Origin of the sequence: Anaerovirgula multivorans (genome assembly GCF_900188145.1) — a bacterium.
GTDB lineage: Bacteria > Bacillota > Clostridia > Peptostreptococcales > Natronincolaceae > Anaerovirgula > Anaerovirgula multivorans.
In genome coordinates this window covers 17,109-31,571 of record NZ_FZOJ01000023.1, presented here as the reverse complement: position 1 = coordinate 31,571, position 14,463 = coordinate 17,109, and the positions used below count along the sequence as shown (strand labels likewise).

Annotated in this window: 12 protein-coding genes and 2 riboswitches; all 12 genes read left to right on the top strand. The window is 38.2% G+C overall.

Annotation, left to right across the window (positions count from 1 at the left end; genetic code table 11):
- Nucleotides 1–122 precede the first annotated feature (122 nt).
- The 12 genes from CHB72_RS18185 (at nucleotide 123) to purF (ending at nucleotide 14,457) form a co-directional block, all read left to right on the top strand.
- Complete coding sequence (locus CHB72_RS18185; RefSeq protein ID WP_089284303.1) at nucleotides 123–1,220, top strand: aldo/keto reductase; 1,098 nt, start codon at nucleotides 123–125, stop codon at nucleotides 1,218–1,220.
- A gap of 92 nt (nucleotides 1,221–1,312) precedes the next feature.
- Entirely contained in the window at nucleotides 1,313–1,711 is a 399-nt protein-coding gene (locus tag CHB72_RS18180) for a thioesterase family protein (RefSeq protein WP_242975185.1), read from the top strand.
- Nucleotides 1,712–1,798: 87 nt separating this feature from the next.
- A riboswitch (purine riboswitch) is annotated at nucleotides 1,799–1,901 on the top strand.
- Between the two features lie 270 nt (nucleotides 1,902–2,171).
- Nucleotides 2,172–3,629, top strand: a complete 1,458-nt coding sequence (gene guaB, locus CHB72_RS18175) for an IMP dehydrogenase (RefSeq protein ID WP_089284301.1) — start codon at nucleotides 2,172–2,174, stop codon at nucleotides 3,627–3,629.
- Between the two features lie 19 nt (nucleotides 3,630–3,648).
- Complete coding sequence (guaA, locus tag CHB72_RS18170; protein ID WP_089284300.1) at nucleotides 3,649–5,181, top strand: glutamine-hydrolyzing GMP synthase; 1,533 nt, start codon at nucleotides 3,649–3,651, stop codon at nucleotides 5,179–5,181.
- Nucleotides 5,182–5,510: 329 nt separating this feature from the next.
- Nucleotides 5,511–5,612: riboswitch (purine riboswitch) on the top strand.
- A gap of 310 nt (nucleotides 5,613–5,922) precedes the next feature.
- Entirely contained in the window at nucleotides 5,923–7,269 is a 1,347-nt protein-coding gene (locus tag CHB72_RS18165) for an NCS2 family permease (protein ID WP_089284299.1), read from the top strand.
- Nucleotides 7,270–7,338: 69 nt separating this feature from the next.
- Nucleotides 7,339–8,490 (top strand): 5-(carboxyamino)imidazole ribonucleotide synthase, encoded by a 1,152-nt coding sequence (locus CHB72_RS18160; protein ID WP_242975184.1) that lies wholly within the window; start codon nucleotides 7,339–7,341, stop codon nucleotides 8,488–8,490.
- Between the two features lie 29 nt (nucleotides 8,491–8,519).
- Nucleotides 8,520–9,035 (top strand): 5-(carboxyamino)imidazole ribonucleotide mutase, encoded by a 516-nt coding sequence (purE, locus tag CHB72_RS18155; RefSeq protein WP_089284298.1) that lies wholly within the window; start codon nucleotides 8,520–8,522, stop codon nucleotides 9,033–9,035.
- 50 nt (nucleotides 9,036–9,085) lie between these two features.
- Complete coding sequence (gene purC / locus CHB72_RS18150) at nucleotides 9,086–9,799, top strand: phosphoribosylaminoimidazolesuccinocarboxamide synthase (RefSeq protein WP_089284297.1); 714 nt, start codon at nucleotides 9,086–9,088, stop codon at nucleotides 9,797–9,799.
- Nucleotides 9,800–9,819: 20 nt separating this feature from the next.
- Complete coding sequence (purS, locus tag CHB72_RS18145; RefSeq protein ID WP_089284296.1) at nucleotides 9,820–10,062, top strand: phosphoribosylformylglycinamidine synthase subunit PurS; 243 nt, start codon at nucleotides 9,820–9,822, stop codon at nucleotides 10,060–10,062.
- Nucleotides 10,063–10,170: 108 nt separating this feature from the next.
- A complete protein-coding gene (purQ, locus tag CHB72_RS18140; RefSeq protein WP_089284295.1) occupies nucleotides 10,171–10,854 on the top strand; it encodes a phosphoribosylformylglycinamidine synthase subunit PurQ in 684 nt (227 codons plus the stop codon).
- On the top strand, nucleotides 10,844–13,045 hold the full coding sequence (gene purL / locus CHB72_RS18135; protein WP_089284294.1) for a phosphoribosylformylglycinamidine synthase subunit PurL: 2,202 nt from the start codon (nucleotides 10,844–10,846) through the stop codon (nucleotides 13,043–13,045). The genes purQ and purL overlap by 11 nt, the downstream gene beginning before the upstream one ends.
- Nucleotides 13,030–14,457 (top strand): amidophosphoribosyltransferase, encoded by a 1,428-nt coding sequence (purF, locus tag CHB72_RS18130; protein ID WP_089284293.1) that lies wholly within the window; start codon nucleotides 13,030–13,032, stop codon nucleotides 14,455–14,457. Before purL ends, purF begins: the two co-directional genes overlap by 16 nt.
- The last annotated feature ends 6 nt before the right edge of the window (nucleotides 14,458–14,463 follow it).

Genomic DNA, 14,463 nt, shown 5'->3' with positions numbered 1-14,463 from the left:
TTACAAAAATAGTCTCACTATATAAATGAAAAAATGCAAAAAATAGAAAAATAGAAAGATATCATGTATAATAAAAATTAATTATAAAGGCATATATCTATAAAGAACAAGGAGGCTATAAAATGATTTATAGAGATTATGGAGCCACCGGCAAAAAGGTTTCTGTTATTGGTTTTGGTGGAATGCGATTTGGGAAGGATGAGGATTATGCAGTAGATGTGGTTAGAAGGGCAAACGAACTGGGCATAAATTATTTTGATACAGCTCCCTTCTACTGTGATGATAGAAGTGAACCTATTTTTGGAAAGGCTTTTAAAAAGATGCCAGGAGAGTATTATGTCTCCACAAAAAGTATGGTTAGTAAAGAGTCTGATGCAGATGCTGTAAGGAGAAGGATAGAAAACTCTTTGAATCGACTAGGGGTTGATAAAATCAATTTCTTTCATATGTGGTGTATTATGGACTTAAAGCAATATAGAAAAGTAATGGCTCCTGGGGGTCCCTATGAAGGAGCGCTTAAAGCAAAAGAGGAAGGATTAATTGACCATTTGGTTTTTTCTACCCATTGCAAAGGAGAAGATATTCGCACTATTATAGAAGACAAAGTTTTCGAAGGCGTACTATTGGGGTATAATGTTATGAATCATCCATTTCGACAGGAGGGAATAAAGGCTGCTCTAGAGCATAATATTGGTGTTGTCACCATGAATCCACTGGGGGGAGGCTTAATTCCACAACATCAGGGGTATTTTGACTTTATTAAACAATACGAAGATGAGACTGTTAATCAAGCAGCCCTTCGATTTAATGCAGCCCAAAAAGGAATTACAGTGGCCTTGGCAGGAATGGGGACCATAGAAGAAGTAGAAGAAAACATCAACACCTTAAAATACCCTCTAGCTTTCACAGAAGAAAAACGTCAGGAAATTAAAGAAAAAATGGGGAATGATATGGATTCCCTTTGCACAACCTGTCAATACTGTACAAGATGTCCTAAGAAAATAAATATTCATCATTACCTAGAAGCATATAACCTAATGCTTTTAAAGGATGCTGAAGAAATGAAAAATCATATTGCTTGGCTAAAGCAGGAAGGAAGAATCAAGGAGAAGCATGCTACTCCAGCAGACTGTATAGAATGCGGCAAATGTGAAGAATTATGCACACAAAAACTGCCTATAATCAAGAGATTAAAAGAAATAGCAGAAATATATAAGTAACCTTTGTTAAATCACCAGAATACATGTATTATCAAACTATAATGGAAGATTAGATTATTTATTACAAATAATACGCTAAGGGGTGTATGGAAATGGATTTCAATTTGTCTATAGGAATGTCAGCAGAGGTGGGAATAACAGTAGAATTAAAGGATACAGCGGTTTCATTTGGTAGTGGCGGTGTGAAGGTTTTGGCTACACCAATGATGATAGGCATTATGGAAAATGCAGCATTAAAGGCGGTAGATACCAATCTTCCAGAGGGATATGCTACAGTGGGAACCCATCTAGATGTAAAGCATTTGACTGCTACACCAATAGGAATGAAGGCCTATGCGGAAGCAGAGCTTATTAAGATAGAAGGAAAAAAGCTAACATTTAATGTAATTGCTTATGATGAAAAGGAAAAAATTGGAGAAGGAACTCATACCCGATATATTATAGCTGTAGATTCTTTTATAGAGAGAACCAATGAAAAACTGAACAGGTAAAAAATACGAACAAAGACATAAATAATAGATAAAATAATTCTTGACTTTTATGTCGCCTTTTGTTAATTTATATAGTATCAATAATTTAATAGTTAATAGTACAACACTCATATAATATCGATAATATGGATCGATAGTATCTACCCTTGGGACCGTAAATCCCTGGACTATGGGTGAAGTTATTATATTTCAGTGGGGCTGTGTAGAAAGGGATTCTATGTGGTTTTGCTGAGGTTTACCTTTAAAACCCATATAATAATTTCACTCTTCTTGAGAGAGTAATTATTATGCGGGTTTTTTGTTTTTCTACTCTGTGAAAGTGACTGACACCAAATCAAAGATTTGGGTCATCAACTTTTCTTTTTTAAGAATTTCTATACCTATATAGTTGCATACTAATAAATATTTGTACAGTTTCGTCGGTTAGTATAAATGAATAATTTTCTAAGGGGGTTTACCAATGGAGGATAAAATTGTAAAAGAAGGATTAACTTTTGATGATGTATTGTTAATTCCTGCTAGATCCGAAGTGTTACCGAATCAAGTAGATTTAAGAACTAATTTAACAAAAACCATAAAATTAAATATTCCATTGATGAGTGCTGGTATGGATACAGTAACAGAGGGAAAAATGGCAATTTCTATGGCGAGAGAAGGCGGCATAGGAATTATTCATAAAAACATGTCTATAGAGGAACAGGCTTTAGAAGTAGATAAAGTAAAAAGAAGTGAACACGGAGTGATTGTAGATCCCTTCTTTTTATCTCCAGAGCATGCAGTATCAGATGCCTTAGAATTAATGGAACGCTATCATATTTCAGGTGTACCCATCACAGTGAAAGGAAAACTTGTAGGTATTATTACAAACCGTGATATCCGGTTCGAAACCAATTATGAAAAACCTATTTCTGAAATAATGACAAAGGAAAACCTGATTACTGCAAGAGAAGGCATTACAATGAAAGAGGCTCAACAGATATTGATGATGAACAAAATAGAAAAGCTGCCGATCATAGATGAAGATGGTATGCTAAAGGGATTAATCACAATTAAAGATATTGAAAAAGCCATAAAGTATCCGAACTCTGCAAAGGACCCCAAGGGGAGATTACTAGCAGGAGCAGCAGTAGGGATTACAAAGGATATGATAGATCGAATCGATGCCCTTTACAAGGCGAAGGTGGATGTAATTGTAATTGATACCGCCCATGGTCATTCAAAAGGTGTAATTGATGCAGTGAGAAGTGTTAAGGGAAAATATCCAGATCTTCAAGTAATAGCAGGAAATGTAGCTACAGCAGAGGCAACAGTAGATTTAATAGAGGCAGGAGCTGATGCAGTCAAGGTTGGAATAGGACCTGGTTCTATCTGTACTACAAGAGTAGTAGCTGGTATAGGTGTACCTCAAATAACCGCTGTATATGATTGTGCAAAAGCTGCTAAGGCTTATGATGTCCCAGTAATTGCTGACGGAGGTATTAAGTATTCAGGAGACATTCCTAAAGCTATAGCCGCTGGCGCTAATGTTATTATGATCGGCTCACTTTTTGCGGGAACTGAGGAAAGTCCTGGAGAAATGGTAATCTATAAAGGAAGAAGCTTTAAAACCTATCGTGGTATGGGTTCGATTGCAGCTATGGAAAAGGGAAGTAAGGATAGATATTTCCAAGAGGATAGCAAGAAGCTAGTACCAGAAGGAGTAGAGGGAAAGGTTCCCTATAAAGGGCTTGTAAAGGATACCGTTTTACAGTTGGTTGGTGGTATAAAATCTGGCATGGGTTACTGTGGTACTCTTACAATTAAAGAACTACAAGAAAATGGCAAATTCATTAGAATTACTGGTGCAGGATTAAGAGAGAGCCATCCCCATGATATTACCATAACAAAAGAAGCGCCAAACTACAGTGTAGGTGAGTAAAGACGAAAGGATGAATAGCATGAATAATGAACTAATCCTTATTTTGGATTTTGGTGGGCAATATAATCAGTTAATCGCAAGGCGTGTAAGGGAATGTAATGTATATTGTGAAGTAGTATCTTATAAGATTTCTATAGAGGAAGTAAAGGCAAAAAATCCTAAGGGAATTATTTTTACAGGAGGACCAGCCAGCGTATATGGAGAAAAATCTCCTAAATGTGATGAAGGTATCTTCCAATTAGGGATTCCTATCCTAGGAATATGTTATGGTGGTCAATTGATGGCTGAAGCCCTAGGGGGTAAAGTAAATGCTGCTGAAAAAAGAGAATATGGAAAGACTGCTTTAAACCTTAAAGGAAATTCTCCTCTGTTTAGAGATATAGAACAAAATAGTATTTGTTGGATGAGCCATACGGATTTTATTGAGAGAGCCCCAGCGGATTTTGTAATTACAGCCTTTACTGAGGATTGTCCTGTAGCCGCCATGGAAAATCAAGAGAAGAAGCTATACGCAGTACAATTTCATCCGGAGGTGGAGCACACTGAAGCTGGTAAAGAGATGATTAACAATTTCCTTTATAAAGCGTGTAACTGTGAAGGAACTTGGACCACAGAGAACTATATTGAAGAAGAAATTCAACATATTCAAGATATGGTGGGAGATAAGAAGGTATTATGTGCCCTATCTGGAGGGGTTGATTCCTCTGTAGCTGCTGTTCTGGTACACAGAGCAGTTGGGGATAATCTAACCTGTGTTTTCGTAGATCATGGGCTCTTGCGTAAGGATGAAGGAGACAAAGTAGAGGAAATCTTTAAAAATAAGTTCAAAATGAACTTTATCCGTGTTAATGCGAAGGATCGATTCCTAGGAAAATTAGCCGGGGTACAAGATCCAGAGAAAAAACGCAAAATCATTGGTGAAGAATTTATTCGTCTTTTCGAAGAAGAAGCAAGAAAACTAGGTCAAATCGATTATTTAGTGCAAGGAACCCTGTACCCAGATATTATTGAAAGTGGTACTGATACAGCTTCGGTAATTAAAAGTCATCATAATGTTGGTGGACTACCAGAAGACATGAAGTTTGAACTAATAGAGCCCTTTAAATATTTATTTAAAGACGAAGTAAGGGAAGTAGGAACACAATTAGGATTACCGGAAGAAATCGTTTGGAGACAACCCTTTCCTGGACCAGGCTTAGCAGTAAGGGTGTTAGGAGAGATCACAGAAGAAAAGCTTCATATTGTTCGAGAAGCAGATGCTATCGTGAGGGAAGAAATCAAAAAAGCCGGATTAGATAGAGCTATATGGCAATATTTTGCAGTACTACCTAACATCATGAGCGTAGGTGTTATGGGAGATGAAAGAACCTATGCCCATACGATAGGGATACGTGCTATCACCAGCTCCGATGCTATGACAGCAGACTGGGCAAGGATTCCCTATGATGTACTAGAGAAAATCTCCACAAGAATCGTTAACGAAGTCAAGGGTGCCAATCGTATTGTTTATGATATTACCTCTAAGCCACCAGCGACGGTGGAGTGGGAATAAAATAATATTAAATGATTTTTTTCTGAAACTCCTTTTAAAACAGCTTAAGACCATTGGTCTTTTTATTAGACCAGAGGTCTTAAGCTGTTTATTAGGGAAAAGGTTAAGCTTGACAAAAAGGGGATTCTTAGTTAACATGAATAAAAAAAATGTCGCATAGTGGAATTGATATGATGCTAAGAAGAAAAATACGAATATTATAATAGAAAGTAAAGAGAATAATTCTATAAAACACAAACTAATAAACAATAATACTATAAAAATATTCGAAAAATCCATTGACCTTTTATTCCTCATCTGCTATTATAAAAATGAAAGCAAATGGACGAGATATTTGACAACTAAAAACTCATATAATGTCGATAATAGGGTTCGACAGTTTCTACAGAATGGCCGTAAATCATTCTACTATGAGTGAAAGTGTACCTAGGGTTCCGTTCTTTAAAAAAATTTTAAAGAAGCTGGTCCAAGCGGTACAAGCATTGTGCCAATGCTACACCGAAGGGAAAAAAGCCCGGGCGGATAGGTTTCACTATAGTGATATCTATCTGTCCGGGTTTATTTTTATAAAAAAATGGAATGATAAAAGAATATCCAATTTTAAATCCTCAGACAAAAGTCCAGAGGGGAGACAAGGTGGATTCACTTATACTTTGTGGGATATCCATGATCTGACACAAAGCAAAGAGGTTTCTGCTACAGACGGTATAAAATTATATTACTTAAGGAGGACTTATGATTATGAGTACAAACAACACTTCGGCGTTAGACAGGTACTTTAAGCTTACAGAAAACAAAACAGATGTAAAAACAGAAATTATTGCAGGTATTACTACTTTTATTACTATGGCCTATATTTTATTTGTAAATCCTGATATGTTAGCAATTGCAGGTATGGATTTTAATGCAGTATTTATGGCAACATGTATTTCAGCAGCTATCGGTACATTAATCATGGGCTTTTATGCAAATCTTCCCTTTGCCCAAGCACCAGGGATGGGACTAAATGCTTTCTTTACCTTTGGAGTTGTATTAGGACTAGGTTACACATGGGAGCAAGCCTTAGCAGCAATTTTTATTTCAGGACTTTTATTTATTGTATTAACTGTGACAGGGCTTAGAGGAGCTATTGTAGATGCTATCCCTAACTCTTTAAAGCATGCCATTGGTGGTGGTATCGGATTATTTATTGCATTAATTGGTTTCAAAAATGCAGGAATTGTTGTAGCAGATGAAGCTACTCTTGTAGCACTAGGAAGCTTTCAAGAACCAGCAGTATTACTTGCGGTGATTGGTTTAGTAATTACAGGATTTTTAATGATGAAGAGAGTGAGAGGTGCTATATTAATAGGTATTCTTGCTACCATGGCAATCGGTATACCCATGGGCGTAACAAATACTTCTTTAGCAATGGATTTTTCTTTTGATATTCGACCAACTTTATTTAAAACGGATTTTGCAGGTCTGCTTAGTATTGGGGAGGCTGGAGTGGTGGGAGCTATCACTAGTGTATTAACCGTTGTTATTTCCTTCAGCTTAGTAGACATGTTTGATACAATTGGAACCTTGATTGGTACAGCTACAAAGGCTAACATGCTAGATGAAAATGGCAAGCTACCTAATATGAATAAAGCACTATTAGCCGATGCTGTAGCAACTTCAGCAGGTGCATTGCTAGGAACCTCAACCGTAACTACTTATGTTGAGTCAGCAGCAGGTGTAGCAGAAGGTGGGAAAACTGGGTTGACAGCTGTTACAACAGGCATGTTATTCCTATTCTCTATACTTTTAGCGCCATTTGCTTTAATGGTACCAGCACAAGCAACAGCTCCAGCGCTAATTATTGTTGGGGTGTTAATGATGGGTACCGTGAGCAAAATCGATTTTGATGATTTTTCAGAAGCAATGCCTGCCTTCTTTACTATTGCTATCATGCCATTTACCTACAGTATTGCAAATGGTATTGCAGCGGGATTGATCTTCTATCCAATTGCTAAAATAGCAACAGGTAAAGCAAAGGAGGTACATCTAACTGTCTATGTATTGGCGATCTTGTTTATCTTAAGATTTACGATATTACCTCACTAATTGAAAAGCAGCTAAGAAATCTTAGCTGCTTTTTTAAACAAAAAAATGATGACTAAGGGGGAGAATAAGTTGAGTTTTAAAAGGATTGGCATAATCGGCGGTGGACAACTGGGAAAAATGATGGTTTCGGAAGGAAAAAAATTGGGATTATTCTTTGCTATTTTAGACCCCCTCCACGACTGTCCTGCCTCCTCCATGGTGGATAAGCATATAGTTGCAGACTTTTATAATAAAGAGGAAATACGAAGGCTGGCTGAAATAACTGATGTGATCACCTATGAATTTGAGCATATTGATGCAGACATATTGATGGAACTGGAGGAGGAAGGATATAAAATTTTCCCTTCACCTGCAACTTTAAAGATTATTCAAAATAAGCTTCATCAAAAGGTTTTTCTACGACAGCAAGGGATCCCTGTCCCAGACTTCCAAAAGATAGAGACTTTGGAAGAACTGCAGGATGCGGTGAAAAGCAATGGGTTACCTCTACTGCTGAAGAGCTGCAGAGGAGGATACGACGGCAAGGGAAACTTCCTCATAAAGACCTCAGAAGACATAAGCGGAGCCTTTGAAGCTTTAGGAGGTAAGGGATCAGAACTGATGATGGAAGCCTATGTTCCTTTCGTTAAAGAAGTTTCCGTAATTGTAGCAAGGGGAGCAAATGGGGAGATCAAAACTTATCCTCTTGGAGAAAACATACATGAGAACAATATACTGAAAACCACCATTGTTCCAGCTAGAGTAACAAAAGAAATAAAAGAAAAAGCAAAGGCCTTAGCCTTCAAAACGATGGAGGTACTAAAAGGAATAGGGATATTCTGCATAGAGATGTTTGTTGATGAGGACAACAATTTGCTGGTGAATGAAATTGCGCCTCGAACCCATAATTCTGGACACTATACGATAGAGGCCTGCAGTACCTCTCAATTTAGTCAGCATCTTCGAGCCATTATGGAACTACCTTTAGGAAGCACCAGTTTGGTAAGCCCAGCAGTGATGATTAATCTTTTAGGAGAAGGGGGCTATGAAGGCAAATCAAAGCTTATAGGACTAGAGAAAGCATTAGAATTACCAGAGGTATATGTACATTTTTATGGAAAAACCGATACAAAGCCGGAACGGAAAATGGGGCATGTGACGATCTTAGGAGACAGCTTACAGTTGGCATTAGATAAAGCTAATAAATTAACAGATATGATTAAAGTAGTAGTAGAAGAATAAGGCTGAGGTTTATTAAGAGGAGGGAGTCTATGGGATATCCATTCGTAGGTATTATTATGGGAAGTGATTCGGATTTACCAGTAATGCAGGAGGCAGCTGAAATACTGGGGTGCTTAGGGGTTGCTTATGAATGCACCGTTGTATCTGCCCATCGAACACCAGATAGAATGTATGAATTTGCTAAGAAGGCAGAGGAAAGAGGAATTCAGGTAATTATAGCAGGGGCAGGGGGTGCCGCCCACTTGCCAGGAATGGTGGCTTCTTTAACAAATCTTCCTGTCATAGGGGTTCCTGTAAAAAGCAAAGCTTTAAATGGAGTAGATTCCCTCTATTCTATTGTGCAAATGCCTCCGGGGATACCAGTAGCTACTGTGGCCATAAATGGTGCAAAAAATGCTGGTATTCTAGCGGCAGAGATTATTGCATTGCAGGATAAAAAAGTAAAAGCAAAGCTTAAACAATATAGAGAGGACTTAAAAGAAATGGTGGAAGAAAAAGCAGTTAAGCTGGAGGCTTTAGGCTACAAAGATTATTTGACTAAATAGAGGGTTTTCTCAACCTCGACCATAACCTTAATAAATGTGGAGGGATAATCATGTGTAAAGTAGAAAAACTTCAAATGCTGTATGAGGGTAAGGCAAAAAAGGTCTATAAAACCCATGCTGTAGATCAATATATCGTGGAGTATAAGGACGATGCCACTGCCTTCAACGGAGAAAAGAAAGGAACTATTGTTAACAAAGGTATCGTAAATAACCAAATGTCAGCAATGCTCTTTAGATTATTGAAGGAGATGGGAATAGATAATCATTATATAGAAACCTTAAGCGATAGAGAAATGCTAGTGAAGGCTGTAAAAATTCTTCCAGTTGAAGTGATTGTGAGAAATGTTGCAGCTGGCTCTATGGCAAAGCGCTTAGGTGTTCAAGAGGGTAAGACTTTGAAAATACCTGTATTGGAATTTTGTTATAAAAGCGATGAATTAGGGGATCCCCTTATTAATGATGATCATGTTGAGGTCTTAGAACTAGCCACAAAGAAGGAAATTAGTAAAATCAAAAGCTATGCGATGAAAATCAACGAAATATTATGTGAGTACTTCTTCATGAAAAACCTAAAGCTTATAGACTTCAAACTTGAATTTGGGTTATTTGAAGGAGAAGTCATTCTAGCTGATGAAATATCTCCTGATACCTGTAGACTTTGGGATGTAGATACCAATGAAAAATTGGATAAGGACCGATTTAGAAGAGATCTAGGAAATGTAGAGGAATCCTATCAAGAAGTACTAAGAAGACTTAAAAACTAGAAAATGAGAGGAGAATTACTATGAAGGCAAAAGTATATGTAACATTAAAAAAGAGCATTGCAGATCCTCAAGGATTTGCAATCAAGGGTGCTTTAAATAAAATGGGTTATGGCAAGATAGAAGATGTAAGAATCGGTAAGCTGATCGAACTGGATTTAGGAGATGTAACAAAGGAAGAGGCAGATGAACAATTGAAAACCATGTGTGAGAAGCTTTTGGCAAATACAGTGATTGAGCAATATGAATATGAAATTTTGGTGTAAGAGGTTAAGGGACAATGGTTCTATCCTCTGATAAAATACAGAAAATCTTGCTTTGTGATTCATATAGTATGAAATAATAGAAAAAAGTTTTCTCAAGGAGGTTTCATAATGAAATTTGGAATAATTGTTTTTCCTGGCTCCAACTGCGATATAGATTGCTATCATGTGTTAAAGGATGTACTGGGGAAAGATGTTGAATATATATGGCATGATACAGAAGAACTAGAGGATTTTGACTGTATTATCCTGCCGGGAGGCTTTTCCTATGGAGATTATCTTAGATGTGGGGCAGTAGCCCAGTTTTCAAAAGCCATGGAGCAGGTAAGGCTTCATGCTGAGAAGGGTAAGCTAGTGTTGGGAATTTGTAATGGGTTCCAAATATTAACAGAGGCAGGATTGCTGTCTGGAGCTTTGGTAAGAAATAAAAACTTGAAATTCATTTGTGATACAGTGGCGTTAAAGGTTGAAAACAATAACACCTCTTTTACTAGTCGCTATAATGTGGGAGAGGTTATTGATATACCAATTGCCCATGGAGAAGGAAACTATGTAGTAGATGAAGATACACTAAAGAAAATGAAGGAAAATGGACAGGTGCTATTTACCTATGAAGAAAACCCAAATGGTTCTACTTTTAATATTGCTGGAGTATGTAACGCGAGAAAAAATGTATTGGGAATGATGCCGCATCCAGAGAGGGCAGGAGAAGCATTACTGGGAAATACCGATGGTATCAAACTATTTCAATCTATTATTGACTACCTAGAGGGAGGTGCCAAGAATGACAAATAGATACAAAGCAGTTGGATTGAACAAACAGGAGTATGACAAAATACTAGAAGTATTAGGCAGAGAGCCTAATGAATTGGAGCTGAACATGTATGGAGTTATGTGGTCAGAGCATTGTAGCTATAAGCATTCAAGGGCATTATTCAGACATTTTCCTACCTCCAATGAAAGGGTATTACAGGGACCTGGAGAAAATGCCGGTATCGTAGATATAGGTGATAATCTAGCGGTAGCTATGAAAATAGAGAGCCATAACCATCCTTCTGCAATCGAACCCTACCAAGGGGCTGCCACTGGAGTAGGAGGCATTATTAGAGATATCTTTGCGATGGGAGCAAGACCTATCGCCCTGCTAAATTCTTTACGCTTTGGTGAGATAGAAAATAGTGATAGAGTGAAGTTTTTACTGGAGGGTGTTGTAGAGGGCATAGCAGGCTACGGAAACTGTATTGGTATCCCAACTGTAGGAGGAGAGGTTTACTTTAACCAATCCTATAGGGGCAATCCCTTAGTAAATGCTATGTGTGTTGGATTAATAGAACATGATAAAATCCATAGAGGGAACGCTTCAGGAGTGGGAAATTCTATCATGTATGTCGGTGCTGCTACTGGAAGAGATGGTATGGGAGGAGCTAGCTTTGCTTCTGTAGAATTAACAGAGGAGTCAGAAGAAAAACGTTCGGCGGTACAGGTTGGAGATCCCTTCATGGAAAAACTGTTGCTGGAGGCATGCTTAGAACTATTAGAAACTGGATGTGTAGTAGGGATTCAAGATTTAGGAGCTGCTGGATTAACATCTGCCTGCTGTGAAACCGCAACCCGCGGGGAAGGTGGAATGGAAATAGATGTCTTAAAGATACCCAGAAGAGAAAAAGGTATGTTACCGGTAGAAGTAATGATTTCTGAATCACAGGAAAGAATGCTTTTAATTGTAGAAAAGGGTAGAGAAGAAGAAGTGAATCGTATCGTTGAAAAATGGGGTCTCTATTCTGTAGTGATTGGAAAAGTAACCAATGATGGATTTTTACGAGTGATGGAGGGGGATGAGGTAGCAGGAGAAATGCCTGCTGATAGTTTGGATTCCTCTGGTGCACCAAAATACTATAAGGATTATGAAATGCCAGCTTATATCAAGGAAGTAAAAAACTTTACTAGTACCGATGTAGAAGAACCACAGGATTATAATGAGACATTGCTAGCATTACTAAAGTCCCCTAACCTCGCCAGCAAGGAATGGATTTATCGACAATATGATCATATGGTTAGAACTTCAACAGTTGTAAAACCGGGTTCTGATGCAGCCGTAATGCGAGTTAGAGGAAGTAAGAAGGGGATTGCCTTAACCACCGACTGTAATAGCAGACTCTGCTATTTAGATCCTAGAGAAGGCAGTAAAATTGCTGTTACTGAGGCAGCAAGAAATATTGTCTGCAGTGGAGCGAAGCCATTGGCTATTACCGATGGACTAAACTTTGGAAGCCCTGAAAAGCCTGATCGTTTCTGGCAGTTTAGAGAGAGTATTTTAGGTATTAGTGAAGCCTGTAGAGAATTAGATACCCCTGTAATTAGTGGAAATGTAAGCTTTTATAATGAGACTGAGACCTATGCTATCCATCCTACCCCTATCATTGGCATGGTAGGCGTTTTAGAGGATGTGGAGAAGGCATGTACTATGGAGTTTAAAGAAGATGGAGATGTTATTCTTCTACTAGGAAATACAAAGGATGAAATTGGAGGTAGTGAGTATCTAGCTAGAATTCATGGTTTGGAAAAAGGAGAAGTACCTGCTATCAACTTTGGTTTAGAGAAAAAGCTTCAAGCCTTTGTTTTAGAAGCTATTGAGAAAGGTCTATTACAATCCGCTCATGATTTAAGCGAAGGAGGATTAGGAGTAGCCTTAGCAGAATGTGGTATTGGTAGAAGATTAGGAGCCAATGTATCTTTTGAGACGAATTTAAGAAAAGATATTTTACTGTTTTCAGAAAGCCAGTCTAGATTTATCTTATCAGTGAAAAAGGAAAAGCTGCAGCAGATAAAAGATATGATGGAGACTGTGGCAGCACCCTATGAAATCATAGGAGAAGTAACAGGTGAAAAGCTTCAAGTAACAATCAATGATTCTTTAACTATCGACATGGCGGTTAACCAAATGGAAGAAACTTGGAGAGGGGCATTAGCATGTATCATGGAATAAATCTCGAGAAGCTAAAGGAAGAATGTGGTGTATTGGGGATTTATACAGATAGCGATGAGAATACAGCTAGACTGCTATACTATGGTTTATATGCTCTACAGCATAGGGGGCAGGAAAGTGCCGGGATAGCTGTTAACAATGGTTTAAAAAGTAATTATCATAAGGGAATGGGCTTAGTTCCAGACGTCTTCAATGAGGATATTTTTAAAAAGCTATTGGGGCATATTGGGATAGGGCATGTGAGATATTCTACATCTGGTGAAAGTTATGTAGAGAATGCTCAGCCCCTTGTCGTTAGATATAGAGGTGGGAGTATTTCCTTAGCTCATAATGGGAACTTAACCAATGCCCAAGTCATAAGAGAAAGACTGGAGGATGCGGGAGTTGTTTTTCAAACCTCCATCGATAGTGAGGTTATCGTAAATCTTATCGCTAGATACAGCGGAGATGGCATGATTCCAGCCATTGAAAGGACGATGGATTTAATCAAGGGGGCCTACTCTTTAGTGCTGATGACAGAAGAACAGCTAATAGGGGTTCGGGATCCCTTGGGCCTAAGACCCCTTTGTTTAGGTAAGATGGGAGAAAGCTATGTGTTGGCTTCTGAAAGCTGTGCTTTAGATGTAATGGGAGCAACCTTAGTGAGAGATATTGAGCCTGGAGAAATTGTTATTATCAATAAGGATGGAATCCACTCTACCTATTATAGAAATAATGGGAAAAGAGCCTCTTGCATATTTGAATATATCTACTTTGCTCGGCCTGATAGTGTGATAGACGGTGTCAGTGTATATGAGGCTAGAAAAAACGCTGGTAAGATATTATCGCAGGAGCATCCAGTGGAGGCAGATATGGTAATCGCTGTTCCAGATTCCTCTGTTCCTGCTGCTATAGGTTATGCTGAAGCTTCTGGCATTCCTTACGGGGAAGGATTAATTAAAAACAGATATATTGGTAGAACCTTTATTCAACCAACACAGTCGATGAGAGAATTGGCAGTAAGGTTAAAATTAAGCCCTTTGAGAGAGACACTAGAGGGGAAAAGAATTATTATGATCGATGATTCTATTGTTCGGGGAACCACTATTAGACGTTTGGTAGAAAGAGTAAAAGCTGTTGGTGCAAAAGAGGTTCATGTAAGAGTCAGCTCACCTCCCGTTGCTTTTGGGTGTTATTTTGGTATTGATACCCCTGATAGAAATCAACTAATTGGAGCTGTAAAAACAGCGGAACAGATTAAAAGAACTATTGGTGCCGATAGTCTAGGTTATATAAGTCCTGCAGGTTTAGTAGCTTCCACTGGATTACCCAAGGAACATTTTTGTCTAGCCTGTTTTAACGGAGATTACCCAATGGATGTTCCAAAAACCGAAGGTAAAAAGGTGTTTGAAAGATTAACAGGAGGTGAGTAGCCTTGG